General features: G+C 32.0%; 22 protein-coding genes. 18 read left to right on the top strand and 4 right to left on the bottom strand.

Features of this window, described 5'->3' with window-relative positions; translation table 11 throughout:
• Positions 1 to 114: 114 nt before the first annotated feature.
• On the top strand, positions 115 to 780 hold the full coding sequence (locus ASE40_RS15715) for a uracil-DNA glycosylase (RefSeq protein WP_057118038.1): 666 nt from the start codon (positions 115 to 117) through the stop codon (positions 778 to 780).
• Positions 781 to 925: 145 nt separating this feature from the next.
• On the opposite strand, the gene ASE40_RS15710 is transcribed toward ASE40_RS15715, so the two are convergent.
• The 4 genes from ASE40_RS15710 to ASE40_RS15695 all read right to left on the bottom strand — a co-directional run bounded on the left by ASE40_RS15710 (position 926) and on the right by ASE40_RS15695 (position 4723).
• Positions 926 to 1300 carry a DUF4258 domain-containing protein gene (locus ASE40_RS15710; protein WP_057118037.1) on the bottom strand — a complete coding sequence of 125 codons (375 nt, stop codon included), beginning with the start codon at positions 1298 to 1300 and terminating at the stop codon, positions 926 to 928.
• A 36-nt stretch (positions 1301 to 1336) separates the two neighbouring features.
• Positions 1337 to 2536: an alanine dehydrogenase gene (locus ASE40_RS15705; protein WP_057118036.1), complete on the bottom strand. Its 1200-nt coding sequence runs from the start codon at positions 2534 to 2536 to the stop codon at positions 1337 to 1339.
• 142 nt (positions 2537 to 2678) lie between these two features.
• Positions 2679 to 3086, bottom strand: coding sequence for a tRNA (adenosine(37)-N6)-threonylcarbamoyltransferase complex ATPase subunit type 1 TsaE (gene tsaE / locus ASE40_RS15700; protein ID WP_057118035.1), 408 nt, complete (start codon positions 3084 to 3086; stop codon positions 2679 to 2681).
• 83 nt (positions 3087 to 3169) lie between these two features.
• Positions 3170 to 4723 (bottom strand): bifunctional response regulator/alkaline phosphatase family protein, encoded by a 1554-nt coding sequence (locus ASE40_RS15695; RefSeq protein ID WP_057118034.1) that lies wholly within the window; start codon positions 4721 to 4723, stop codon positions 3170 to 3172.
• A 224-nt stretch (positions 4724 to 4947) separates the two neighbouring features.
• Between ASE40_RS15695 and ASE40_RS15690 the strand changes: the two genes are divergently transcribed.
• The 17 genes from ASE40_RS15690 (at position 4948) to ASE40_RS15605 (ending at position 26679) form a co-directional block, all read left to right on the top strand.
• Entirely contained in the window at positions 4948 to 6177 is a 1230-nt protein-coding gene (locus ASE40_RS15690; protein WP_057118033.1) for an HD domain-containing protein, read from the top strand.
• A gap of 39 nt (positions 6178 to 6216) precedes the next feature.
• Positions 6217 to 7260 carry a UDP-3-O-(3-hydroxymyristoyl)glucosamine N-acyltransferase gene (gene lpxD, locus ASE40_RS15685; protein ID WP_057118032.1) on the top strand — a complete coding sequence of 348 codons (1044 nt, stop codon included), beginning with the start codon at positions 6217 to 6219 and terminating at the stop codon, positions 7258 to 7260.
• A complete protein-coding gene (locus ASE40_RS15680; RefSeq protein ID WP_057119781.1) occupies positions 7253 to 8641 on the top strand; it encodes a bifunctional UDP-3-O-[3-hydroxymyristoyl] N-acetylglucosamine deacetylase/3-hydroxyacyl-ACP dehydratase in 1389 nt (462 codons plus the stop codon). Before lpxD ends, ASE40_RS15680 begins: the two co-directional genes overlap by 8 nt.
• Positions 8642 to 8715: 74 nt before the next feature.
• Entirely contained in the window at positions 8716 to 9501 is a 786-nt protein-coding gene (gene lpxA, locus ASE40_RS15675) for an acyl-ACP--UDP-N-acetylglucosamine O-acyltransferase (protein WP_057118031.1), read from the top strand.
• Positions 9502 to 9597: 96 nt separating this feature from the next.
• Positions 9598 to 10164, top strand: a complete 567-nt coding sequence (gene efp, locus ASE40_RS15670; protein ID WP_057118030.1) for an elongation factor P — start codon at positions 9598 to 9600, stop codon at positions 10162 to 10164.
• A 122-nt stretch (positions 10165 to 10286) separates the two neighbouring features.
• Entirely contained in the window at positions 10287 to 11216 is a 930-nt protein-coding gene (locus ASE40_RS15665) for a UDP-3-O-(3-hydroxymyristoyl)glucosamine N-acyltransferase (protein ID WP_057118029.1), read from the top strand.
• A gap of 1 nt (position 11217) precedes the next feature.
• Positions 11218 to 11580 (top strand): nuclear transport factor 2 family protein, encoded by a 363-nt coding sequence (locus ASE40_RS15660; protein WP_057118028.1) that lies wholly within the window; start codon positions 11218 to 11220, stop codon positions 11578 to 11580.
• A gap of 86 nt (positions 11581 to 11666) precedes the next feature.
• A complete protein-coding gene (sucD, locus tag ASE40_RS15655; RefSeq protein ID WP_057118027.1) occupies positions 11667 to 12539 on the top strand; it encodes a succinate--CoA ligase subunit alpha in 873 nt (290 codons plus the stop codon).
• Between the two features lie 162 nt (positions 12540 to 12701).
• On the top strand, positions 12702 to 13130 hold the full coding sequence (locus tag ASE40_RS15650) for a hypothetical protein (protein ID WP_057118026.1): 429 nt from the start codon (positions 12702 to 12704) through the stop codon (positions 13128 to 13130).
• Positions 13131 to 13682: 552 nt separating this feature from the next.
• Complete coding sequence (locus ASE40_RS15645) at positions 13683 to 14288, top strand: RNA polymerase sigma factor (protein WP_057118025.1); 606 nt, start codon at positions 13683 to 13685, stop codon at positions 14286 to 14288.
• Between the two features lie 90 nt (positions 14289 to 14378).
• A complete protein-coding gene (locus ASE40_RS15640; RefSeq protein ID WP_057118024.1) occupies positions 14379 to 15494 on the top strand; it encodes a FecR family protein in 1116 nt (371 codons plus the stop codon).
• Between the two features lie 229 nt (positions 15495 to 15723).
• Positions 15724 to 19428 (top strand): SusC/RagA family TonB-linked outer membrane protein, encoded by a 3705-nt coding sequence (locus tag ASE40_RS15635; protein WP_057118023.1) that lies wholly within the window; start codon positions 15724 to 15726, stop codon positions 19426 to 19428.
• Positions 19429 to 19439: 11 nt separating this feature from the next.
• Entirely contained in the window at positions 19440 to 20918 is a 1479-nt protein-coding gene (locus ASE40_RS15630) for a RagB/SusD family nutrient uptake outer membrane protein (RefSeq protein ID WP_198530124.1), read from the top strand.
• Between the two features lie 18 nt (positions 20919 to 20936).
• Positions 20937 to 21797 carry a putative zinc-binding metallopeptidase gene (locus ASE40_RS15625; protein WP_057118021.1) on the top strand — a complete coding sequence of 287 codons (861 nt, stop codon included), beginning with the start codon at positions 20937 to 20939 and terminating at the stop codon, positions 21795 to 21797.
• A 37-nt stretch (positions 21798 to 21834) separates the two neighbouring features.
• Positions 21835 to 23196 (top strand): DUF4302 domain-containing protein, encoded by a 1362-nt coding sequence (locus ASE40_RS15620; protein ID WP_057118020.1) that lies wholly within the window; start codon positions 21835 to 21837, stop codon positions 23194 to 23196.
• A gap of 556 nt (positions 23197 to 23752) precedes the next feature.
• Positions 23753 to 24499, top strand: coding sequence for a 3-oxoacyl-[acyl-carrier-protein] reductase (gene fabG / locus ASE40_RS15610; RefSeq protein WP_057119779.1), 747 nt, complete (start codon positions 23753 to 23755; stop codon positions 24497 to 24499).
• Between the two features lie 152 nt (positions 24500 to 24651).
• Positions 24652 to 26679, top strand: coding sequence for a hypothetical protein (locus tag ASE40_RS15605; protein WP_057118018.1), 2028 nt, complete (start codon positions 24652 to 24654; stop codon positions 26677 to 26679).
• The last annotated feature ends 30 nt before the right edge of the window (positions 26680 to 26709 follow it).

Here is a 26709-nt window from a genome sequence, read left to right as displayed (position 1 = left end):
ATGAGTTTTTTTATTTGCTGTCGTTTCTAACTTTTGATTTTCAATTTTTTACATTTTTCTTTTTAGTAAATATGATTTTAAGTAATTATTTCTGAAATTCGCATAAAAAAAATTATGGACGTAAAAATGCATTCTTCTTGGAAACCAGTTTTGAATGAAGAATTCGAAAAACCATATTTCAAAGAATTAATTGAATTTGTAAAATCAGAATACGCAACAAAAGTTTGTTATCCAAAAGGCAGTCAGATTTTTTCAGCTTTTGACCATTGTCATTTTGATGAAGTGAAAGTTGTTATAATCGGTCAGGATCCTTATCACGGTCCAAACCAGGCAAATGGTTTGTGTTTTTCTGTCAACGATGGAATTCCGTTTCCACCTTCTTTATATAATATTTTTAGAGAAATCGAAAGTGATTTAAATAAACCTTTACCAAAAACTGGGAATTTGGAGCGCTGGGCAGATCAAGGTGTTTTTCTTTTAAATGCCACATTAACTGTGAGACAATCTGAAGCAGGAAGTCATCAGGGAAAAGGATGGGAAAAATTTACGGATGCTGTAATCAAACAGATTTCTGCGGAAAAAGAAAATGTAGTATTCTTGCTTTGGGGTGGTTTTGCTCAAAAGAAAGCTGCGTTGATTGATGCTTCCAAACATCAGATCTTAAAATCAGGGCATCCTTCACCTTTAAGTGCAAATAGAGGATTTTGGTTTGGAAATAAACATTTTAGCCAGACAAATGATTTCTTGAAATCGAAAGGATTGAAAGAAATTGAGTGGTAAATTTTATAGGTAACAAAGTTGCAAAGGTAAAGCTTTGCTTCTTTGGGCCTTTGTAACTTTCCATGAAATATTTTTAACTAAAAAATCTTTTGAATCTGCAATCTCGATAGCTATCGGGAGCGAGAAACAAAAGATTTAATTTGAGTTATTTTTTGATAATTTCTTCTAAAACAGCTTTGTTTTCGTAGTTTGTAACTTTTAGAATAATTTCTTGATTTTTAACTGTTTTACCTTCAATGATATAAAGTTTACCTTTATTGAACGGAACATTACTTTGGTCAAAATCAACATCTCCGTAAGTCAATGTGTTTTTAATGTCTGCAGTGTCAACCCATTTTTCATTTAAAGTCTGAATTGCTTTATCTGAATATTGAAAAGGTTTTGTTCGAAGATTATTAAGAACTCGGGCATTTGGAAAATAATTGCAGCGAGTATCTTTTCCACTAAAAACAAGAGCTACAAAAAAACAGCCCATAATTAGGCCGATTAGATAATATGCAAAACGGTGTACGAACTTCATGAAATAAAATTTTTGCAAAGGTACATTAAAGTTCCCTTAAAATACAAGTAAATTGATATCGTTATCTGGCAAATCAAACCAGTCGCCAATAGCTTTGTTTGTTAGGATTCCGTGATAAAGATAAATACCGTTTTTAAGACCTTTATTGCATCGAATAGCACTTTCTATTCCACCATCTTCGGCTATCTGATGTAGATAAGGTGTTAGAATGTTACTAATTGATAATGAGGCGGTTTTGGAATATCTAGAAGGGATATTTGGTACACAATAGTGTAAAACATTGCTCTTAATAAAGGTTGGTTTTTCGTGGGTAGTAACTTCTGATGTTTCGAAGCAGCCTCCAGTGTCAATGCTTACATCAACAATTACAGCACCTTTTTTCATGTGTTCTACCATAGTTTCTGTAACTACAATTGGACAGCGTTCTTTTCCGCGCATGGCGCCAATAGCGACATCACAACGTCTTAAAGCTTTTAGTAAACCTTTTTGTTGAATAGTCGAAGTAAAAATTCGCTGATTCAAATTATTTTGCAAGCGGCGTAATTTGGTAATGGAATTATCGAAAACTTTTACATTTGCTCCTAATCCAATTGCTGTTTTTGCAGCAAATTCTCCAACGGTTCCAGCACCTAAAATAACAACTTCAGTAGGAGGGACGCCAGTAATATTTCCAAATAAAAGGCCTTTTCCAAATTCATCCGTAATCATTAATTCTGCAGCAATAAGAATTGAGGCTGTTCCTGCAATTTCGCTTAAAGATTTTACTGCTGGATACGAGCCGTCCTCATCTTTGATATATTCAAAAGCTAAGGCTGTGATTTTCTTTTGAGCTAAAGCTTCAAAGTATTCTTTCTTTTTGGTTTTGAGTTGAATAGCCGAAATGATTACCGTTTCAGGATTTATCATTTGTATTTCGGCTAAAGTCGGCGGCTCCACTTTTAGTAAAAACGGACAGCCAAAAACTCTTTTGGTATCTTTTGTAATTTCTGCGCCCGCATCGGCATATTCTTTATCGGTATAACTCGAACTTTCCCCAGCTCCAGATTCAATCATGACACGGTGACCCGCATAAGTTAAGGAATTTACAGCATCGGGAGTAAGGCATATACGACGTTCCTGATAGCTTGTTTCTTTGGGGATTCCTATAAAAAGTTCTCTTTTAAAACGACCAACCTCAAGTTTTTCTTCTTGTGGTATTAATTGTTGTTTTGTAAATGGAGTTAACGTGATTGACATGGGTGGTGCAAAAAATTAAGAGTACAAATTACGTAAAAAGATTTAAAATTAGTGCAAAAATTCTGCTAATACTATAAGGTGTGAATGTTAAGAAATTTTCTCTTAAGTTTTTTACTCTTTGTCGTGAAGATTTGTAAAGTTTTTATACTAATTTTAGTTCTCTTTTTCCGTCTGCAAGTAATTCAATATTAATAGTTGAAGTTTCCTCTGGAAGAAGATTTTCAATTTTTTCAGACCATTCAATAAAACACCAGTTTCCAGAGTACAAATAATCATCGACGCCCATATCAAGCGCTTCAGTTTCTTTATTTAATCTGTAAAAATCAAAATGATAAACAATTTGATTATTTGCTGCATTATATTCGTTAACCAAAGAAAATGTTGGGCTGCTGGTAGCGTCCTGAACACCTAAACTTTTGCATAATTGCTTTATTAGAGTGGTTTTTCCAACCCCCATTTCTCCATTAAAAAGAATAATTTTTTTAGGATTTGATGCTAAAATCTGCTCTGCAACTTCTTGAATTTGATCTAATGAAAAAACGATATTCATTGTTATGTCTATTTATTTGGTCTCAGTCTCAGTTTAAAGTCTCAGTTAGAAACTGAAAACTGAGACTGCGACTGAAAACTTTTTTATTTCGGGTTAAATACCAAAAACGGAATAATCATTTCTTCTAACGAGATTCCGCCGTGCTGATATGTATTTTTGTAATAACTCACATAATGATTGTAGTTGTTTACATAAGCCAAAAAGAAATCATTTTTGGCAAAAATAAACGAACTGCTCATGTTTATAGCTGGTAAACCAATTGTTTTAGGTTCTTTTACTACATACACGTCTTTTTGTTCGTAGGTTAAACTACGACCAGTTTTGTAACGCAAATTTAGACTTGTATTTTTATCTCCCACAACTTTCGACGGATTTTTTACATTAATTGTTCCGTGATCTGTGGTTAAGATTAATTTGAATCCTAAAACCTGTGCCTGCTGGATGATTTCTAATAAAGGAGAGTTTTTAAACCAACTTAGTGTTAATGAGCGGTATGCTTTATCATCTGAAGCTAATTCTTTTACTACTTCCATTTCTGTCTTAGCGTGCGAAAGCATATCTACGAAATTGTAAACAACAGTAACTAAGTCATTGCCTTTTAGAGCTTTGAAGTTCTCTGCAAGCTTTTTACCGCCGGCATAATTGGTAATTTTGAAATAATCTTCCTTAATATTTAAGCCTAATCTTTTCAATTGAGCCGATAAAAATTCAGCTTCGTAAAGATTTTTCCCTCCATCTTCAACGTCGTTTTTCCAATATTCAGGAAATTGTTTTTCCATATCCAAAGGCATTAAACCAGAGAAAATAGCATTTCTAGCATATTGAGTTGCTGTTGGAAGAATAGAAAAATAAGGAACCTCTTTTTCTAATTTGTAATAATTTGCAATTACAGTTTCAAAAGATTTCCATTGGTCGTAACGAAGGTTGTCGATTACAACAAATAAAACAGGTTTGTCTTTCTTTTTTAATTCTGGAACAACTAATTCTTTAAATAAAGTATGAGATTGAATAGGTTTGTCTGCTTTTGGAGCAAACCAATCTTCATAATTTCGTTCAATATATTTTCCGAATTGTGAATTGGCTTCAACTTTTTGAGATTCTAAAATTTCGATCATCGCCTGATCATTAATGTTTTCAAGCTCTAATTCCCAGAAAAGTAATTTTTTATATAATTCAACCCAGTCTTCATACGAATTCACCATTGCCAATTCCATTGCAATTTTTCTGAATTCCTTTTGATAATCCAAAGTTGTCTTTTCAGAGATCAGTCTTGAGTGATCTAGATTCTTTTTCAAACTCAATAAAATCTGGTTCGGATTTACAGGTTTTATCAAGTAGTCGGCGATTTTAGAACCTATGGCTTCTTCCATAATGTACTCTTCTTCGCTCTTTGTAATCATAATCATTGGTATGGCTGATTTTTTTTCTTTCATTTCAGAAAGCGTTTCTAAACCGCTCATTCCAGGCATGTTTTCATCCAAAAAAACAATGTCAAAATTATCTTCTTCAAACAATGCAATAGCATCAAGTCCGTTGTTACAAGTCGTAACTTCGTAATTCTTTTTTTCTAGAAACAATATATGGGGCTTTAAAAGATCGATTTCATCATCGACCCAAAGTATTTTGATCTTATCCATAAAACAAATTTATTTTTACTGCAATTTAAAGTTATAGAACTTAAAAAGTATTAAAAATAGTATAAAATTATCAAAGATAAACAACGATTTTATGTTGATTTTTTACATTTTTAAATATAGTTGTCTGACAATCATTATAATTTTAATATTGATTTTTAAATAAAAAACTCCAAACTCTTTATTCTTATTTACTTATATTTGTTGACCAAAAAAATAACCCGATTGTGACTCAGATCAACAAATTAAAAATATTCAACGATCCTATCTATGGCTTTATTACGATTCCAAACGAGCTGATTTATGATTTAATCCAACATCCCTATTTTCAGCGTCTTCGTCGTATCTCTCAAATGGGATTGTCATATTTGGTGTATCCGGGAGCAAATCATACGCGTTTTCATCATGCGTTAGGATGCATGCATTTAATGCAGAAGGCAATTGATACACTTCGTTTTAAAGATGTTGTGATATCTGCAGAAGAAGAAAATGCCTTATTAATTGCTATTTTACTTCATGATATCGGACATGGGCCATTTTCTCATGCAATGGAAAGAAGTATTGTTGAAGATGTGCATCATGAAGCGATTTCATTATTGTTTATGAATCAGTTGAATGAAGAGTTTGGTGGGAGATTGAGTTTGGCAATTCAGGTTTTTAAAGGAGAATATCATAGAAAATTCATGCTGCAATTGATTTCAAGTCAGTTGGATATGGATCGAATGGATTATCTAAAACGTGACAGTTTTTATACTGGAGTTGCAGAAGGAAATGTAAATTCTGAACGATTGATTCAGATGATGAATGTTGAAAATGATGTTTTGGTTATTGAAGAAAAAGGAATTTATTCGGTAGAAAAATTCTTGCTTTCTAGAAGATTAATGTATTGGCAGGCTTATCTGCATAAAACCAGTTTGGTTGCCGAATTAATTTTAATGAAAACATTAAAGAGAGCTAAAGAGTTGACATTGAAAGGAATTAACCTACCTTGCAGTGAACCGCTTTCATATTTTATGCATAATAAGGTTACTCTGGATGATTTTGATGCTGAAAAGTTAGATTTGTTTTCGCAGCTTGATGATTTTGATATCATTAGTGCGTTGAAAGCTTGGCAGAGACAAGATGATTTTGTGTTAAGTACATTAAGCAAGATGATCATTAATAGAGATTTATTGAAAATAAAGTTAAGTGCAGAAAAAATTTCAATGGAAGAATCACAATCTTTGAAAGAACAATTTGCCAACTTGCACCATATTACACAATTAGAGGCTGGTTATTTTATTTTTAGAGGAAAAATTAAAAACCAAGCCTACAGTAAAGAAGCCGAACCTATTAGAATTTTGAAAAAAGATAAAACAATTGAGGATGTTGTTGAAGCTTCTGATCAGCTGAATTTGAAATCGTTATCTAAATTGGTAACAAAATATTATATCTGTTTCCCAAAACAACTTATCTAAAATTAACATTTAAAATCTATTTTTTATATTTTTGTCGCGATGAAATTTACAGCAGAACAAATAGCAGGAATTTTAGAAGGAGAAGTTGTTGGGAATCCCAATGCAGAAGTTTCTAAACTTTCTAAAATCGAAGAAGGCGAAGAAGGATCGCTTACTTTTTTGGCTAATCCAAAGTATATCAACTATATATATACAACAAAAGCGACAGTTACAATTGTTAACGACACTTTTGTTCCGGAGCAGGAAATTACGACTACACTAATAAAGGTAGAAGATGCTTATGCGGCGTTTTCTAAGCTTTTGCATTTCTATAATCAAGTAAAATTAAATAAAACAGGTATCGAACCTCAGTCCTTTATGTCTGAAGGAACTAAATATGGTGAAAACTTATATTTAGGAAGCTTCAGCTATGTAGGACAGAATGTGGTTTTAGGTAATAATGTAAAAATTTATCCGAACAGTTTTATTGGTGATAACGTTGTTATTGGTGACAATGTATTCATTTTCGCTGGAGCAAAAATTTACTCAGAAACAGTAATTGGTAATAATTGTACCATTCATTCTGGAACTATTATTGGTGCAGATGGTTTTGGTTTTGTACCAAATGAAGAAGGTATTTATAGTAAAGTACCTCAGATAGGAAACGTTATTATCGAAGATAATGTTGATATTGGTGCCAACACTACAATAGATAGAGCAACTCTTGGTTCTACAATAATTAGACAAGGAGTTAAACTAGACAATCAGATACAGATCGCCCATAATGTCGAAATCGGTAAAAATACTGTAATTGCTGCTCAAAGTGGTGTTGCAGGTTCTACAAAGATTGGAGAAGGCTGTATGATTGGCGGGCAAGTTGGTATTGCAGGCCACTTAATTATAGGTAATAATGTGAGACTTCAGGCGCAGTCTGGAGTTGCAAGGAACATTAAAGATGATGAAACTCTGCAAGGAACACCATCTCTTGGATACACAGATTTTAATAAATCGTATGTTCATTTTAAGAATCTGCCTAAAATTGTGTCCGAAGTTGAAGAATTAAAGAAACAAATAATAAACCCAAAAAATGGAAATAATGGTTAAACAGAAGACCATCAAGAATGAAATTTCGCTAACAGGAGTTGGATTACATACTGGAAAAGAAGTTACAATGACTTTTAAACCTGCTCCTGTTAATAATGGTTTCACTTTTGTAAGAGTAGATTTGCAAGGTCAACCAGTTATTGAGGCTGATGCTAATTATGTTGTTAATACTCAAAGAGGTACAAATCTTGAAAAACTTGGAGTAAAAATTCAAACACCAGAGCATGTTTTAGCGGCAGTTGTTGGATGCGATTTGGATAATATTATTATTGAATTGAATGCCTCTGAACTTCCAATTATGGATGGTTCATCAAAATATTTTGTTGAAGCAATAGAAAAAGCAGGAATTGAAGAACAAGATGCAAGCCGTAATGTTTATGTTGTAAAAGAAGTTATCTCATTTACAGATGAAGCAACAGGAAGCGAAATTCTTGTTATGCCTAGCGATGAGTACCAAGTAACTACAATGGTAGATTTTGGTACAAAAGTTTTAGGAACTCAAAATGCTACACTTAAAAGTTTATCAGATTTTAAACAAGAAATTGCAAGTTCTAGAACTTTTAGTTTTTTACATGAATTAGAATCATTGTTAGAAAACGGACTTATTAAAGGAGGCGATTTAAATAACGCAATTGTTTACGTAGATAAAGAGATTTCTGAGTCTACAATGGAGAATTTAAAGAAAGCCTTTGGTAAGGATGAAATATCTGTAAAACCAAATGGAGTTTTAGATAACCTTACTTTACATTACCCAAATGAGGCAGCAAGACACAAACTGCTTGATGTTATTGGAGATTTATCTCTTATTGGCGTGCGTATTCAAGGAAAAATTATAGCTAATAAACCAGGTCACTTCGTAAACACTCAGTTTGCTAAAAAACTGGCTAAAATTATCAAAATAGAACAAAGAAATCATGTTCCAACTTATGATTTACATCAAGAACCATTGATGGATATTCATAAAATCATGTCAATGCTTCCTCACAGACCTCCATTTTTATTAATTGACAGAATTATAGAAATGTCTGATCGTCATGTGGTTGGATTGAAAAATGTTACTATGAACGAAAATTTCTTCGTAGGGCATTTTCCAGAAGCTCCAGTAATGCCAGGAGTTTTAATTGTTGAAGCAATGGCACAAACAGGTGGTATTTTGGTATTAAGCACCGTTCCGGATCCTGAGAATTATTTAACTTATTTCATGAAAATTGATAACGTTAAATTTAAGCACAAAGTGTTGCCGGGTGATACCTTAATTTTTAAATGTGAATTGATTTCTCCAATCAGAAGAGGAATTTGTCATATGCAGGCAAATGCTTATGCAAATGGTAAATTAGTAACTGAGGCAGAATTAATGGCACAAATAGCAAGAAAACAATAATAAATTATCAAATTTATTGTTTAGGTTTGTTGCCTGAAATTAGAATATTTTAATTAAAAATATAAAACATACAGATGAATCAACCATTAGCATATGTTCATCCTGGCGCGAAAATCGCTAAAAACGTTGTAATAGAGCCATTTACAACAATTCACAATAATGTTGTTATTGGTGATGGTACTTGGATTGGTTCAAATGTGACCATTATGGAAGGCGCTCGAATTGGTAAAAATTGCAATATTTTTCCAGGAGCTGTAATTTCTGCAGTGCCACAAGATTTAAAATTTGGAGGAGAAGATTCTCTTGCAATTATCGGAGATAATTGTACTATTAGAGAATGTGTAACTATAAATAGAGGAACAATTGCATCTGGTCAAACAGTACTTGGAAACAATTGTTTAGTAATGGCTTATGCGCATATTGCTCACGACTGCGAAATTGGAAACAATGCTATTATTGTTAATGGTGTTGCTTTGGCTGGTCACGTAGTTGTTGGTAATCATGCTGTTATTGGAGGTCTTGCAGCGATTCATCAATTTATTCATATTGGAGATCACGCAATGATTTCTGGAGGATCATTGGTTAGAAAAGACGTTCCGCCTTTTACAAAAGCAGCAAAAGAGCCTTTGTCATATGTTGGAATTAACTCGGTTGGTTTAAGAAGAAGAGGTTTTACTACTGAAAAAATTAGAGAAATTCAGGAAATCTATAGAATTTTATATCAAAAGAATTACAATACAACGCAAGCTTTGAGTATTATTGAAGCTGAAATGGAAGCGACTCCTGAAAGAGATGAAATTCTTGATTTTATCAGAAATTCGTCTCGAGGAATTATGAAGGGTTATTCAGGTAACTATTAAAATAAAAAGTTTAATTGTTTATTTGTTTAATCGTTTAATCGAAAAAACAGTTAAACGGTTTAACGATTCAACAAAAAATAAATAAAATAAAAACAAATGGCATCTACATCAGATATTAGAAACGGATTGTGTATTAAATTTAATCACGATATTTATAAAATTATTGAATTTCTTCACGTAAAACCTGGAAAAGGTCCAGCTTTCGTAAGAACAAAACTTAAAAGTTTAACAACAGGAAAAGTATTAGATAATACATTTTCTGCAGGTCATAAAATCGAAGATGTTCGTGTAGAAACACATACATTTCAATTTTTATATGCTGAAGGAGATGAATTTCACTTTATGAATGCTGAAACTTTTGAGCAGATTTCATTAAACAAAAATATTTTAGATGCTCCTGGATTATTAAAAGAAGGAACAAATGTAATGGTTCAGATTAATACTGAAACTGATTTACCTTTGTCTGTTGATATGCCAACATCTGTAATTCTTGAAGTTACTTATGCTGAGCCAGGTGTAAAAGGTAATACGGCTACAAACGCAACTAAATCTGCAACTGTAGAAACAGGTGCAAACATCAACGTTCCTTTATTTATCAATGAAGGTGACAAAATTAAAATCGATACAGCTTCAGGTTCATACATGGAGCGTGTAAAAGAGTAGTTTTTTAATTAAGATAAATTTGACAATGAGTCAATTAGATAATTTATGAATCGACATAATTTTTGTATATTCATATTCTAATTGACTCATTTTCTAATTGACAAATTTTCTAATTATAATATATGAAATTTCCAAAGAGTCATTCTTTACAAGAAATTGCAAATTTGCTTAACTGCAAATTTATTGGTGACAAAGACTTTCAAGTTTTAGGCATGAACGAAATACATGTTGTAGAACCTGGTGATATAGTTTTTGTTGACCATCCAAAATATTACGATAAAGCTTTGCAGTCAGCAGCTACAATTGTTTTGATAAACAAAGAAGTAGAATGCCCAGAAGGTAAAGCACTTTTAATTTCTGATGATCCGTTTAGAGATTTTAATATTTTAACGAAACATTTTAAGCCTTTTCAATTTGCAAATGTGGCAATTGCACCATCTGCAGAAATAGGAGAGGGGACAATAATTCAACCAAATAGCTTTGTTGGAAACTATGTTAAAATTGGAAAAAACTGCCTAATTCATTCTAATGTTTCTATTTACGATCACACCATTATTGGTGACAACGTGATTATTCACGCAGGAACTATTTTAGGTGCTGATGCTTTTTATTACAAAAAACGTCCAGAAGGTTTTGATCAATTAGTTTCTGGCGGAAGAGTAGTTATTGAAGATAATGTTGGTATTGGTGCGCTTTGTACAATTGATAAAGGCGTTACAGGGGATACAACAATTGGAGCTGGAACAAAACTAGATAATCAAGTACATGTTGGACATGATACTGTTATCGGAAAAAAATGTTTAATTGCCTCACAAACTGGTATTGCAGGTTGTGTTATTATTGAAGATGAAGTAACATTGTGGGGGCAAGTAGGAACCACTAGCGGTATTACAATTGGTACAAAAGCTGTAGTAATGGGTCAGACTGGTGTAACTAAATCAGTTGAAGGCGGAAAATCATATTTTGGTACTCCAATTGAAGAATCTAGAGAAAAATTGAAACAATTAGCCAATATCAAGAAGATTCCTGAAATTTTAAGTAAATTGAAGTAATATGTCTATTAAAGAATTTGTTCAGAAATTTTATAAGTCAGATGCCTTAATTGATAGCGAAATTTTAAAAACATATCTGCATCCTGATGTTATTCTTGAATGGAACAGCAGTAAAGGTTTCATTGAGATGGATTATAATTCGATACTAGAAATGGCCAACGAGCTTAGTCGTGCATATGTACGATCTAAAGTTAGAATTAGTCATATTATTAGTGAAGATGATTTAGTATCAGTACGTTATTCTCATTTTGTGAAAACTATAGAGAATCCGAGAGAAGAAATGCTTTTAGCACATTTTTCTACAATTTGGCAGATTAAAGATGATAAACTTTATAGAGGTTATCAAATGAGTCAATTTTCTTAATATTTTTTTGACAATAAAAGAGGCAAAATACATTACAAAACCTTATTTTTGCAACACAAATTTAAAAACTACATAAAATATATATCATGAGTGTTTTAGTTAATAAAGATTCCAAAATAATTGTTCAGGGATTTACAGGAAGCGAAGGAACTTTCCACGCTTCTCAAATGATTGAGTATGGTACTAATGTTGTTGGAGGTGTTACTCCAGGAAAAGGTGGTACCAGCCATTTAGACCGTCCAGTTTTTAATACAGTAAAAGACGCTGTTGATCAAGCTGGTGCTGATACTTCTATCATTTTTGTTCCGCCGGCTTTTGCTGCTGATGCAATTATGGAAGCTGCTGATGCTGGAATTAAAGTAATTATTGCTATTACAGAAGGAATTCCTGTAGCAGATATGATTAAAGCAAATAATTATGTTAAAGAAAGAAATTCAAGATTAATTGGTCCAAACTGCCCAGGTGTAATTACTCCAGGTGAAGCTAAAGTTGGTATTATGCCAGGTTTCGTTTTCAAAAAAGGAACTGTTGGTATTGTTTCTAAATCTGGAACTTTAACTTATGAAGCTGCTGACCAAGTTGTAAAACAAGGTTTAGGAATCACTACAGCAATTGGTATTGGTGGAGATCCAATTATTGGAACTACTACCAAAGAAGCTGTAGAATTATTAATGAACGATCCAGAAACTGAAGCAATTATTATGATTGGTGAAATTGGAGGTCAATTAGAAGCTGATGCTGCTAGATGGGTAAAAGCTGATGGTAACCGTAAACCAGTTATTGGATTTATCGCTGGAGAAACTGCTCCTGCTGGTAGAACAATGGGTCACGCAGGTGCTATTGTTGGTGGTTCTGATGATACTGCTGCTGCTAAAAAACAAATCATGAGAGACAACGGAATTCACGTTGTTGATTCACCAGCTGAAATTGGTAAAAAAGTAAAAGAAGTACTTGGATAATATCCAATCTCGATCCTGAAACTTCGGGACGGGATAAAATAATAAATTCCAAAAAGTCTCAATATTTTGTTGAGACTTTTTTACATTTTAAAATACTGAGGTATAAATAGAAATAACTTAGCATCTTAGAACCTCAGTATCTTAGAGGCTTAAAAAAGAAATATGTGTAAAGAATTAGAAAAATTTAAAGTAACTGATAGTTTTACTTTTACAATTGAAGATAGCTTAGAACAAGTTTGTAACGCTCCTGAAGGAAGTGCTGGAGTTTTTGTTGTGTATGCTGTTGAAGGAGATGCAAAAGAACTAATTATGGTTAGTTCAACAGGAACTGTTCAGAATGATGGAACTTTAAAAAGTAAAAATGGTGGACTATACGATAAAATCGTAAACGGTCATCAATTTGCAAAAACAGGAAGAAAATATTCTTGGCCTGCTCAAATGAAATTAGAAAGCATTGAAGCTCTTGAAGTTGTTTGGTTTGAAACTTTTAATGCTGATGCAAAAGCAATTCCAACTGCTGTTGAAGGTCAAGTTTTGCAAAATTTCTTAGACGAAAATGCTAAATTACCAAGATGGAATGTAGCATTCTAAGATTTTTAGAATAGAATAAATTGCTCAAAGCCTTACTAAAAGTAGTAAGGCTTTTTTTATGGAATCAAACAAAAAGTCAGTTTTTAATTTTTGGCTAATTTTCAATTTTTAATAGCTCATTTTGTAAGAGTAATTTAAATGGCTTCAAACAGGTACTCAGCCAAAAACTCCAGCGTGTGTTTTGGTTAATTAAAATTTAAATTACTGTAAATTTAAGATTAAGTAAAAAAAATACCGCAAATACTGATAAATTTAGAAAAAGCTTCTTTTTTTAGATAATTATTGGGTTTTAATTATTTGCTTTTCTATATTTATCACACAAAAACAAAAAATAATGTTAAAATTTGATTTTTTTTGTATGAATTAAATCATGATTTCAATGTAAAACTCTTGTTTAATTTATGTTAACTAAGGGCGTTTGTTCTAGGAGATTTTTATTTAAAGAATTGAAAATTTTAAAAACTTTAATCCTTGTATTAATTCGTTTTATTTTAAGAAAAATTACTCTTCTTAAATGATTTTGATTTTTACGCCTCAAAAGTTTTATGCAATATGAGCCACATTTTAAAAAACAAAGCGTTAGATGATTTTATTCTTTGGAATAATTTAAAAAATGGTGATGAAAGATCATTCTCTTTACTTTTTGAAAAATATTATAGAGATTTAATTGGTTATGGAAATTCTCTTTGTCCATTTGAAGAAAAAGTACAAGATTGTATTCAAGATGTTTTTGCTGATATTTGGCTTTATCGTAATTCATTGCAAGATAATGTAATAGTAAAGGCTTATCTGCTTTCTAGTGTTAGAAAGAGAATTGCGCGTTTGCACGAGAGAGATCATGTTTTTAGAAAAACAACTACTACAGATGTTTTAGAATTCCTTTTTGATTTTTCTATAGAAAATGATTTAGTAGAAGATGAAGTTACTGCTGAACGTGTTTTGCATTTAAATAAATTGCTTAACGATTTACCTGGCCGCCAAAAAGAAGCCTTATACCTTCGTTATCATCAAGGATTGAGTGTCGATCAAATCGCAGATCTACTGGATGTTAATTATCAATCTGCAAATAACTTACTGCATCGCGGGTTATTAAGTCTTCGTAAAGAATGGAAAGGAAGTATTCCGCTTCTAGTCCTTATATCCTCAGGGCTTTTTTAATTTTTTAACAGAAAATCAAAAAAAAATCTTAAATAGGTGAGTATATAATAAAAAAAGTGTCCTCTATGTTTTTGTAACCTTAATAGTAAGATGCAAAAACGTAACAATTATACCGAAATAGAAGACTTCTTAGCTGATGAATCTTTTCAATTATGGATTTTATCTAAAGTTGATGAACAAGGCTGGGAAGAATGGACTTTAGAAAATCTCCAAAGAGCCAAACTTGTTGAAGATGCAAGGCTTTTGCTGCTGGCAATGAAAGTTCCAGATTCTAAATTATCTTCACATCAGGTCCATGAATCTTTACAGAAAACTTGGTTTAAAATTGAACAAAGAGAAGAACTTTCTCGAAATACTCTAAAAACTAGAAAACTTAAAATTCAGCGATACTGGTTTAGCGGTGTCGCAGCAGCAATTTTAGCAGGTATATTTTCTGTTTGGTTCTTTAAAAGTGATGTTTTGTCAAATGATAATGAAATCACTTATAAAGAATTAGTAGAAGAGAATAGCGAAGGTCTTGTAGAACAAACTAATAATACCGAAAAATCTCAAACCATTACGCTATCAGATGGAAGTTCGGTATTGCTACAGCCAAATAGTAAATTAAGTTACCCTAAAATCTTTACCGGAAACGAAAGAAAGGTGTATTTATCCGGCGAAGGTTTCTTTGAAATTAGTAAAAATCCTAAAAAGCCTTTTTTTGTTTATGCTAACGAAATTGTGACTCGAGTTGTCGGTACAAGTTTTAGAATCAAGGCTTATCCAGATCAGCAAAACGTTGAAGTTCTAGTTCGCACCGGTAAAGTAAGGGTAAAATCAAATGATTTAGTTCATGCTCCTGAAAATCAAGAAATTGTTTTACTTCCTAATCAAGCCGTTCGTTTTGCTCGTAAAGACTTTGTTTTCAATAAGATTACAAATATTACTGCCGATCCAGTTTTAGTTAATAGTGCTACAAATATTGAACAGTTGAGTTTTGAGTTTACTGATATTCCAGTAGCTCAAATTTTAGAAACAATTGAACAGGCGTATTTAGTAGATATTGATTTTCCTCAAGATAAATTAAAAGACTGCCGTTTAACAACCTCGTTAAGTGATCAGCCGTTAGCCGAAAAGTTAAAAATTATTTGTAAAAGTATTGGCAATGATACTAACTACGAGATGAATGGAAACCAAATTGTGATTACTACTTCTGGCTGTAACTAGAAGGTTGAATTCCAATTAATAATATAGATGAAAAAACCAAAATAAACTGATTGTCGAAACTAAAAAAAAATCTTTAACTGCCTATGTAAAAAATAAATACATAAAAAAAGTGCCGAAATGCTGTAACATTGTCGACACTTTAAATTAAGTAAATCACTCTCTGTAAAGAGTAATTTATGATGTTTCTTAAAATACACTCGAATAGTATTAATCAAAACAAACCAAAATTATGAAAAAACCTGTTGTCAAGCAACGATTACTTCACCAAATCATGAAAATAACGCTGTTTCAGTTTGTGTTAGCACTTATATTTTCAAGTGTTACGATGGCAAATAATGTAAATGGGCAGAAAAAATTAGATACTAAAGTTACAATTACAGTCGAAAATCTAACTTTAGACAATGCCTTATCTAAAATTGAAAAGTCTGCTCATGTAAAATTTTCTTATAATTCTAGACTTCCTCAACTTTCTCAAAAAGTGAGTGTAGAGGCAAATCAAGAAACTTTATCTAGTGTGCTAAGCAGAATACTAGTACCATTTAATATTACTTTTTCTGAAGTAAGCAATCAAATTGTGCTTCAGAAAAATTCTGTTGGCTCTTTCTCAACTGCAAATAATCATGATTCTTTATTTGAACTTTTGACTTTTGGACCAATTATTAAAGGAAAAGTTACAGACCAAACGGGCAGCCCGCTTCCTGGAGCTACAGTTATGGCTAAAGGAACAAAAACGGCAGTTTTAACTGATTTTGATGGAAATTTCGTTATCGAAATGCCGGCAAATGTAAACCGTATTGTTATTTCTTACGTTGGAATGGAAACTAAAGAGATTGGCATAGAAAATACTACACCAACTATTGTTTTAACAGAAGCAGGACAAAATCTTCAAGAAGTTGTAATTACAACTGGATATGAAAAAACTTCAAAAAGAACTTTTACTGGAGCGATCAGTAAAATTTCTGGAGCTGAATTAAAAGTTGATGGAGTAGTAGATGTGAGTAGAATGATTGAAGGAAAAGCTGCTGGGGTTACAGTACAAAACGTTACAGGTACTTTTGGTACTGCTCCGAAAATTACAGTTCGTGGATCTTCTTCAATTTTTGGAGATACAAAACCTTTATGGGTAATTGATGGTGTTGTTCAAGAAGATATTATCAATATTACTTTTGCTGATTTGGCTTCTGGAAATTCAGAAACTTTATTAAGCTCTTCTGTTGCAGGATTAAATGCAAACGATATTCAAAGTATTGAAATTCTTAAAGATGCATCCGCTACTTCAATCTATGGTTCAAGATCATTAAACGGAGTTGTAGTTGTTACTACAAAACAAGGTCGTAGAGATTCTCCATTAAAAGTAGCTTATAGCTTAGAGCAGACAGTAAGAAGTGTGCCAAGTTATACGCAATATGATATTTTGAATTCTCAAGAGTCAATGAGTATTTTTAAAGAAATGGAATCTAAAGGTTTCTTAGATTTACCTTCGACTGTTCAAGGAAGATACGGCGGGGTTTACAATATTCTTGGAAGAGCAATTAATACTTATGTTCCAGAAACTGGAGGATATTTAGTAAATAACGATCCTGTAAGCCGTAATAATTTCTTAAGAAAATATGAATTAGCCAATACTGATTGGTTTAAGGTTTTATTTAGACCATCTATTACACAAAATCACTCTTTAAGTTTTTCTGGAGGTGGAAAAAACAATACATTTTATGCCTCTTTAGGATACTATACAGATCCAGGATGGACTATTGCTGATGATGTAAAACAATTATCATCTAATATTAAAGGAACTTTCTATATCAATGACAGATTAAATCTGACATTATCTACTTTGGCTTCTATTAGAGATCAGGGAGCTCCTGGAACTTATGAAAGTCAAAAAGATCAAGTATTTGGTAAGGTTACTAGAGATTTCGATATCAACCCTTTTAGCTATGTTTTAAATACAAGCAGAACTTTAAGACCTTATGATGAAAATGGAAATTTAGAGTACTATAGAAATAACTGGGCTCCAATGAATATTATCAACGAATTGAAAACTAACTATTTAGATATTCAAGTAAAAGATATTCGTTTCCAATTAGATTTAGATTATAAAATTACACCGCATTTAACTTATAACTTAACAGGATCTGCTCGTTATGCAAACACAAGCAGAGAGCATAAAATTTTAGAAGGATCTAACGTTGTTGGTGCTTACAATGCAATGGAAACAACAATTGTAAGAGATGCAAATATCTTTTTATACAAAGATCCTAATGATTTAACTGCTCCAGCGGTTTCTGTTTTACCTAACGGAGGTTTCTTGAGAAAGTTTACAAATGACATGACTTCTTATAACATTAGAAACAGTGTTACTTATAGAAATACTTTTGCTGAAAAGCATGAATTAGAAGGTTTCTTTGGTACAGAATTACGTTCTGTAGATAGGAACAGTGATAATTTTACAGCAGCCGGACTTCAATATGATAGAGGTCTTACAGCATTTACTGATCCTAGATTAATTGAAAAAATCATTAATGAAGGAAATTCTTATTACGGATTTAATGAAGAAAGAGAGCGTACTGTAGGTTTCTTTGGAAAAGTGGGTTATACATTCGATCGTCGTTATACTGCTTCTGTAACAGGACGTTATGATGGTTCTAACAGACAAGGAAATAGTAACTCTTCTCGTTGGCTGCCAACTTACACATTTAGTGGAAAATGGAATGTTTCTGAAGAAAAATTCATGAAAAATGTAAAAGCGATTAACAATTTAGCTTTAAGAGGTTCTTATGGATTAACTGCTACTGCTGGTCCAGCAACAAACTCTTTGGCTATTTATAAAAGCTTTATTTCTAACCGTTTAAATCTTGATGACAGAGAAACTGGTATCGAAATCGATCAATTACAAAATTCAGATTTAACTTGGGAAAAACAATTTGAAACTAACATTGGACTTGACTTAGGTATGTTTAATAATAGAGTTCAGTTTGTAACAGATGTTTACCGTCGTAAAGCATTTGATTTAGTTGATTACGTAATTACTTCAGGTATTGGAGGTCAAAGAATTAAACAAGGTAATAATGCAAACATGGAGACTAAAGGTCTTGAAGTTGGTATAACTACTCAAAACATTGTTTCTCGTGATTTTAAATGGTCAACGACACTTAATTTCTCAGTTTTCAATCAAGAAATTACCAAATTAGAAAATAAACCAACAGCTTTTGATTTAGTTGATGGTAACGGAGGGAATGCAATTGGCCACCCAAGAAACTCTATTTATTCGTATCAATTTACAGGTTTAAATAACCAAGGTCTTCCAACATTTGTTATGGCACCAGGTGAAACAGATAACATTACAGGAGCTAATTTTCAAGATAATGATAATGTTACCAATTACTTGAAATACGAAGGATCTATAGAGCCAAACAAATCAGTTGGTTTAGCAAATACATTTACTTATAAAAACTGGTCATTATATGTTTTCATCGTTGGATCAGGAGGAAATAAAGTTCGTTTAAATCCAATTTATGACAGCCAGTATGATGATTTAACTGTATTTACAAAAGATTTCACGAATCGTTGGATTAATCCAGGTGACGAAAATTATACAAATGTACCAGTTATTGCAGATAAAAGGTTAATTACAGATTATGGTGGACAAAATATGTTACAAAGAGCCTATAACACTTATAATTATTCTGATGTTAGAATTGCTGATGGTGATTTTGTAAGATTGAAAAATATCTCATTGAGTTGGGAGTTTCCAAAAGAATTAAAGAGTAAGTTAGGAGTAAGCACTTTTACATTAAAAGGTTCAGCAGTTAATCCTTGGTTGATTTATTCTGATAAAAAATTAAACGGCCAAGATCCTGAATTCCGTAATACAGGAGGAGTTGCATTTCCAATCACTTCTCAGTATACATTCACTTTAAATGTTTCATTATAATTAAGTTAATTATGAAAAATATAAAAATAGCATTTTCATTATTATTAGTAGTTTCTCTTAGCAGCTGTGATGAGTTCCTTTCAGAAACTCCAGATAATAGAACGCAAATAGATACTGCAGATAAAATATCGGAACTTTTGGTTAACGCATATCCAAATGGAGGAACCTATATGGACTTTGCTGAAACAATGACTGATAACGTTGGTGATGGGCAATTGGCTGAAACTTTGCCTAAAAATGAGCAAAACTACAATTGGGAAATGCAGAATGAGACAAACGTTGATACTCAGGCAAACTATTGGGATGCTTGTTACCGAGCAATCGCACATGCAAACAAAGCACTTCAGGCAATAAGTGAGCAAGGAAATCCTTCAAGTTTAAATCCTCAAAAAGGAGAAGCTTTATTGGCTAGAGCTTATGCGCACTTTATGTTAGTTTCATTTTGGTCTCAAAGATACAATCCAGCTACAGCAGATAAAGATCTTGGAATTCCATATGTTACAGAACCAGAAGAAGTATTAATTAAAAAGTATACTAGAAATACAGTTAAAGAAGTTTTCGATTTTATACAAAAAGACCTTGAAGAAGGAATTAAATTAGTTGGAAACAATTATTCTGAGCCAAAATTTCACTTTACTAAAGAAGCTGCAAATGCCTTTGCAAGCCGTTTCTATTTGATAAAAGGAGATTGGGACAAGGTTCTTGAAGTTTCTGAAGGATTAGGTTCTAAGCCTGTTGGAAAATTAAGAAACTATTTAGCATTTACAGCTTTAGATCCAAATGTGCAATTTATCGAATATGCAAAAGCAGGAGAACCAGCAAACTTATTAGTAGTATCTGCTTATTCAATTTATGCGAGAGCATCAAGCAGAAATAGATTCTATTTAGCAGGGAACAAAAGTCCAGACATTTTTGGACAGGCAACTAATATATATGGAAAACTCTGGCTTTATAAAACATATTCATACAATAGTAGTATGACAGTTTTCTCGCCAAAGTTTAAAGAGTATTTTAAGTATACAAACTTAACGGCTAACATTGGAGAGCCATATTTAGGAACTGTACTTTTATCTTACGACGAATTTTATTTAAATAGAATTGAAGCTCTTGTAATGAAAAATAGAATTGCAGAAGCAAATACAGAATTAGAATATTTCTTAGGCACAAGAACTACAGGTTATAATGCCGCAACAGATAAACTTACAGAAGCAAAAGTTGTAGCCAAATATCCAGTTATTGCAGATGAATATACTCCTTTTTATGAGATGACACCAGTTCAGACTTCTTACGTGAAAGCAATTGCTGAAACTAGAAGAAGAGATTTTATCCACGAAGGAATTAGATATTTTGACGTAAAACGTTTCAACATTGTTGTAAGACATGAAACTTTCAATAAGCCAACAAATGTATTAGAGAAAGATGATAAACGTAGAGCAATACAAATTCCTCTAAGTGCATCAAGTAATGGAGTAGAGAAAAATCCTAGATAAAACTAAACTTAAAGTATTATGAAATTTGTAAATAAATATAAAAAGATAGCAGTATTTGTTGGGGTTTTAGCTTTAACGGCTTGTGCTCATGAAGATCAGCCAACAGAAAGCCAGTTAGATTACAACCAGCCAGCTAAAACAGATTTAGATAAATGGATTGATGCCAATTATCTTGTTCCATATAATATTAATGCGCAGTATAAATGGAATCAAAATACGGTTGATAATACAAGATATCTATTTCCTCCAACAATAGATAAAGTACAGCCGGCATTAGAAATTGTTAAACAAATTTGGCTGCAGAGTTATGCAACAATTGGAGGAGCAGATTTTGTTAAAAAAATTGCACCACGAGAAATTGTTTTGGTAGGTGGAGTAAATTCAAACTCAAACGGCACCAGAACACTTGGTATTGCTGAAGGCGGGCAAAGAATAACGCTTTTTGAAGTTGATAATATCAACAAGAAAAACCGTGCAATTGTTGCCGAATTTATTCATACCATTCAACACGAATACGTTCATATTTTAAATCAGACTAAACCTTTTGATGAGCAGGCTTGGGGAAAAATTACACCTTCAGGATATACTGCAACGTGGCATCTTGAGACAACTGCAGCATCTAGAGAGTTAGGTTTTATTACAAGCTATGCTAGATCAAATGTCGTTGAAGATTTTGCAGAAACTGCGTCTATTATTTTAATTAGTACAAAAGCAGAATACGCTGCAATATTAGCAGGTATAACAAGTGCAAAAGCAAGAGCAGATATTCAAAGAAAAGAAGCAATTGTAGTTCAATATTTTAAAGACGCTTTTAATATGGACTTTTATGCATTAAGAGATGAAGCAGAAAAGAATACCACTTATGTAATTAATAATTAATTTGTTTCAACAATTATAAAACTTAAAAAAAGGTATTATGAAAATAAAAAATATATTCAAGTATGTAGTTGTTGCATTGCTTATAGTGCAGCTGACAGCTTGTACAAGTACAGAAGTTGAACAAAAGTTTGACAAAACTCCAACAGAGCGTTTAAATGCTCAAAAAAGCGAATTACAAGAAGTTTTGCTCACTTCTCCAGATGGCTGGAAAGCGGTTTATTTTACAGACGATAAACAACTTGGAGGCTTTACTCATTTATTCAAATTTACTCCTGATGGAAAAGTTGAAATGGCATCTGACTTTGATGCTACTACAACTTCAAAATTCACAAGTGAATACGATATTCAATTAGGAAGTACTGTAAGTTTGGTTTTTACAACTAAAAACAGAATTCATTTATTATCAGATTCAAGCCCACAATCTAATCCAACACCAGCTTTGCTTGGTAAAGGATATTTAGGAGATTTTCAGTTTTTATATTACGGACAAGAAAATGGACAGCTTATATTTAAAGCAAACAGAACTGCAGGTGATGGTACATCTAAAGAAATTCGTTTTGTAAAAGCAACTGCTCAGGATTGGACAGATCTTCCTAAAAACATTGATATGATTGCTAACGTTGTTGGCGCAAATACAAGACCATTGTTTAGATTATTTGAAACAAATGACGGAACAACTACACATCAATATGATTTTACTTTTGCTACGAGATCAAGATTTGCAACTGCAAATTCTATTGAAGCTGGATCTACAGCTACAAACAATATGGGAATTGCATATACTCCAACAGGAATTGTAGTAAGCCCAGCTGTAGAAGTAGGTGGTCAGAAATTAACAGATTTTATATACAATAGTACAGACGGAAGTTTTACAGCAACCGGAACAAATGGTGTAAGCGCTTCTATTAAATATAGTGCAAAACCATTAGTTCTTACTGATGACTATAAAAACTTAGTTGTTGGAAAACCACAGATGGTGTTCGGATACATTGCAGCAAACTTGTATACAGCTCCAACAAATTCATCTTATTTTAAAACACTTGTAGATAAAGTAAATGCTACATTACCTGCAAATCAATCTATTGCCAGAGTTCAAATTGTGTTTAATAATGTACCCAACGGGACATATATTCAGTATCAGTTTAATGGAGGAAAAGCTCAAATTGTTCATTGGTTAACTACAACAGAAGATGCAGTTAATAAAACTATAATTTTAAATGATGATGGCTGGAATACAACAGCAGCAAATTATGCTTTCTTAAAAGATATAGATAATGAATTAACCAATTCAAAAGGTCTGTATGTTAAAAAAGAAACTTTTAGAATTACATTTTCTAATACCATTTATACTTTTACAAGTGCAGCTAGTAACTTTAGAATGACAACTTATCAATTATAAAATTTTATTGTAGTTAAAAAAAGCAGTTCCAGTTTACTGGACTGCTTTTTTTTAATAAAACATAAAGAGGAGAAACGAAAAACTATTTGTTTAATGAGTTTAAATATTGGATTTATAATGAAAAAATACATTTCACATCTTAATATAATCTTTTTATTATGGGGTATCTTACTTCTCACTATTTTAGGATTTTTTAGAGATTATGTGAGATCTTACCTTTATTTATCGATTGCAATGGTTACACTATACATTATATTGGATGTTAGTAAACAAAGAAAAAATGATAAAGCTGAAAGAATTAAAAAGCTTTCAGAATCAGTAAACAGAATGATGATTATGGCTGTAGTTCTTATAATTATGTTCGCCATAACAAAGCAAAATCATATATAAGAATTTTAGTTTTATTTTTTTATTTTGGGAGAACAGCTCATTTATTGAGCTGTTTTTTTGTTTTATGAATAAAGAAAAATCTAAGCCAATTTTTGTATTACAAATTTTATTAAACGCCCAAATACTCTATATTTGTATTTCAAAAAATAAAAACGAATACCTTAATATGAAATTACTAGAAGGAAAAGTTGCAATAATTACTGGTGCAAGCCGTGGAATCGGAAAAGGAATTGCTGAAGTTTTTGCTAAACATGGAGCAAACGTTGCTTTTACATACAGCTCATCTGCAGCTTCTGCAGAAGCATTAGAAGCTGAACTAAATAGTTTAGGCGTTAAAGCAAAAGGTTATCAATCTAATGCAGCAGATTTTAATGAGGCTCAAACTTTTGTTGATGCTGTTTTAGCAGATTTTGGAACTGTAGATATCTTAATCAACAATGCCGGAATAACAAAAGACAATTTGTTAATGCGTATGTCCGAGGCAGATTTCGACCAAGTAATTGATGTAAACTTGAAATCGGTTTTTAATATGACAAAAGCGATTCAAAAAACTTTCTTGAAACAAAGAGCAGGTTCAATCATCAACATTAGTTCTGTAGTTGGAGTTTCTGGAAACGCTGGACAAACAAATTATGCCGCTTCTAAAGCTGGTGCAATTGGTTTTACTAAATCTGTAGCTCTAGAATTAGGTTCTCGTAACATTCGTTGCAATGCAATCGCGCCAGGATTTATTGAAACTGAAATGACTGCAAAATTATCTGAAGATGTAGTAAAAGGATGGAGAGAAGGTATTCCGTTGAAACGTGGAGGAAGCCCAGAAGATGTAGCAAATGCTTGTCTTTTCTTAGCTTCAGACATGAGCGGTTATATTACTGGACAAGTTCTTAATGTTTGCGGAGGAATGTTAACCTAAGGTACTGAGCTACTAAGTTACTAAGTTGTAAAGGTTCAAGGGTTTTAGTATTCAGTCTATTCTGATTCTAGGATAATACTGAACACTTTAGTCAAAAAAAATGACTTTTTTAAATCTGACGACCGTAAACTGTTACTGAATACTAAATAAATATGACGACAAACACGATTCTTTTATTATTGCTTTCTTTAGTAATTGCTGGTGGTTTATCGTACTTTCAATATTTTTATAAAGCCAAAAGTAAATCCAATGTGGTTATACTTTTGGCTTTTTTACGTTTCCTTGCCATTTTTGGGCTATTGGTTTTACTCATAAATCCAATAATTTCTAAGAGTTCGCTGGAAATAACAAAAACGCCTTTAGCAATTGTTGTAGATAATTCGAGTTCTATTGCAGCTTTAAAGTCAGATAAAAAGGCGGTTGAACTTTATCAAAAATTAATTTCAAACCCTGCATTAAAAGAAAAGTTTGAAATTCAATCCTATCAATTTGATAACGATTTTAAAACTTCAGATAAATTTGATTTTAAAGGAAATCAAACCAATTTAGACGAAGCAGCAAAGAACTTAAAAAGTATCAATAAAAATCTGATTTTCCCAACGGTTATAATTACCGACGGAAATCAAACTACAGGAAATGATTATGTATATCGTTTTGATCCTGTTAATAAAGTTTATCCTTTAGTTGTGGGAGATACAACTACATTTTTTGATTTAAAAATCAATCAGCTTAACGTAAACAAATACGCTTTTCATAAAAATAAATTTCCTGTCGAAGTTTTTCTGCAGTATGCAGGCAACAAAGCTGCGAATGCGGAATTTACCATTTCACAGGGAAATACAATTGTAGCAAAAGAGAAACTTTCATTTTCTCCTTCAAAAAAAACAGCTTTTTTAAACTTGCTTTTGCCAGCAGATAAAGTAGGATTACAGATTTATAAAGCCAGTATTCAATCTTCTGTTAAAGAAAAAAATAGCTACAACAATATCAAAAATTTTGCAGTCGAAATAATAGATCAAAAGTCAACTATTGCAATTGTTTCGGCTATAAATCATCCAGATATTGCATCATTAAAACGTTCGCTCGAGGTTAATGCGCAACGTAAGGTAATATTAGTTAAACCAAATCAAATTAATGAGTTACAAGACATTTCGGTTTTGGTTTTATATCAGCCAACAACGGCTTTTAAGTCAATTTTTGATAATAATAAATTAGCATCAACAAACACGTTTATTATAACAGGAAATAACACAGATTTTAATTTCTTAAACCAGCAGCAGAATAATTTAATCTTTAAAATGAGTAATCAAAGAGAAGATTTTCTCTGCGAATTCAAACCAGACTTTAACTTATTTGCAATTGATAATATTGGTTTTGAAAATTTTCCGCCTTTACAGAATTTGTTCGGAAATATTAGTACAAACGGAAATGTGTCTGTTTTACTTTCATCAAAAATTAGAAACGTTTCTACAAATGCACCATTATTGGCTTTCGCCGAAAATCAAGGAAAAAGAACAGCTTTTCTTTTAGGGGAAAACAGCTGGAAATGGCGTTTGCAAAGTCATGTCGATAATCAGTCATTTGAAAAATATGATGTTTTTATTGATAAAATAATTCAATATTTAGCCTCAACAACTTCCAAGAAATCTTTGGTTGTAACGCACGAAAGTTTTTACAATTCTGGAGAAGAGATTATTATCAATGCGCAATATTTCAATAAAAATTATGAGTTTGACGAAAAAGCCAGACTTACAATAAGTGTTGTAAATGCTGCGACCAAACAGACAAAAAACTACGATTTATTGAAAGGAAGTAATTCTTTTTCAGCTAATTTAGAAGGACTTCCAGCAGGAAAATATAATTTTACGGTAAAAGAATTAAACTCAAATACATCGTATTCAAGTCATTTCGAGATTCTAGATTTTGATATCGAAAAACAATTTGTAAATCCAGATGTTCAAAAGTTACAGCAATTAGCACAACAAACCGGCGGAAAAGCCTTTTTTGAAAATCAAGCTGATAATTTGATTAACACACTTTTAGAAAATAACGAATACAAATCAATAGAAAAAAACGTTTCAACTAAAACTCCAATTATTGACTGGGTTTGGTTATTAATTTTGATTGCCGTTTTATTGACTACAGAATGGTTTGTAAGGAAGTATAATGGATTGCTTTAAAATTAAATTGATCGTGTCCTTTAAAAAAGT

The organism is Flavobacterium sp. Root935 (assembly GCF_001429295.1).
In the GTDB taxonomy this organism is placed as follows: Bacteria; Bacteroidota; Bacteroidia; order Flavobacteriales; family Flavobacteriaceae; genus Flavobacterium.
This window is presented reverse-complemented; position numbering and strand designations above follow the sequence as displayed.

Excerpts from the sequence above, each read along its gene's own strand:
- ASE40_RS15605 (WP_057118018.1), top strand. The coding sequence starts at position 24,652 with ATGACGACAAACACGATTCTTTTATTATTGCTTTCTTTAGTAATTGCT.
- lpxA (WP_057118031.1), top strand. The coding sequence starts at position 8,716 with ATGAATCAACCATTAGCATATGTTCATCCTGGCGCGAAAATCGCTAAA.
- ASE40_RS15620 (WP_057118020.1), top strand. The coding sequence starts at position 21,835 with ATGAAAATAAAAAATATATTCAAGTATGTAGTTGTTGCATTGCTTATA.
- ASE40_RS15650 (WP_057118026.1), top strand. The coding sequence starts at position 12,702 with ATGTGTAAAGAATTAGAAAAATTTAAAGTAACTGATAGTTTTACTTTT.
- ASE40_RS15695 (WP_057118034.1), bottom strand. The coding sequence starts at position 4,723 with ATGGATAAGATCAAAATACTTTGGGTCGATGATGAAATCGATCTTTTA.
- ASE40_RS15640 (WP_057118024.1), top strand. The coding sequence starts at position 14,379 with ATGCAAAAACGTAACAATTATACCGAAATAGAAGACTTCTTAGCTGAT.
- efp (WP_057118030.1), top strand. The coding sequence starts at position 9,598 with ATGGCATCTACATCAGATATTAGAAACGGATTGTGTATTAAATTTAAT.
- ASE40_RS15635 (WP_057118023.1), top strand. The coding sequence starts at position 15,724 with ATGAAAAAACCTGTTGTCAAGCAACGATTACTTCACCAAATCATGAAA.
- tsaE (WP_057118035.1), bottom strand. The coding sequence starts at position 3,086 with ATGAATATCGTTTTTTCATTAGATCAAATTCAAGAAGTTGCAGAGCAG.
- ASE40_RS15680 (WP_057119781.1), top strand. The coding sequence starts at position 7,253 with ATGGTTAAACAGAAGACCATCAAGAATGAAATTTCGCTAACAGGAGTT.
- ASE40_RS15630 (WP_198530124.1), top strand. The coding sequence starts at position 19,440 with ATGAAAAATATAAAAATAGCATTTTCATTATTATTAGTAGTTTCTCTT.
- ASE40_RS15715 (WP_057118038.1), top strand. The coding sequence starts at position 115 with ATGGACGTAAAAATGCATTCTTCTTGGAAACCAGTTTTGAATGAAGAA.
- ASE40_RS15645 (WP_057118025.1), top strand. The coding sequence starts at position 13,683 with ATGAGCCACATTTTAAAAAACAAAGCGTTAGATGATTTTATTCTTTGG.
- fabG (WP_057119779.1), top strand. The coding sequence starts at position 23,753 with ATGAAATTACTAGAAGGAAAAGTTGCAATAATTACTGGTGCAAGCCGT.
- ASE40_RS15665 (WP_057118029.1), top strand. The coding sequence starts at position 10,287 with ATGAAATTTCCAAAGAGTCATTCTTTACAAGAAATTGCAAATTTGCTT.
- ASE40_RS15660 (WP_057118028.1), top strand. The coding sequence starts at position 11,218 with ATGTCTATTAAAGAATTTGTTCAGAAATTTTATAAGTCAGATGCCTTA.
- ASE40_RS15710 (WP_057118037.1), bottom strand. The coding sequence starts at position 1,300 with ATGAAGTTCGTACACCGTTTTGCATATTATCTAATCGGCCTAATTATG.
- ASE40_RS15625 (WP_057118021.1), top strand. The coding sequence starts at position 20,937 with ATGAAATTTGTAAATAAATATAAAAAGATAGCAGTATTTGTTGGGGTT.
- ASE40_RS15705 (WP_057118036.1), bottom strand. The coding sequence starts at position 2,536 with ATGTCAATCACGTTAACTCCATTTACAAAACAACAATTAATACCACAA.
- sucD (WP_057118027.1), top strand. The coding sequence starts at position 11,667 with ATGAGTGTTTTAGTTAATAAAGATTCCAAAATAATTGTTCAGGGATTT.
- lpxD (WP_057118032.1), top strand. The coding sequence starts at position 6,217 with ATGAAATTTACAGCAGAACAAATAGCAGGAATTTTAGAAGGAGAAGTT.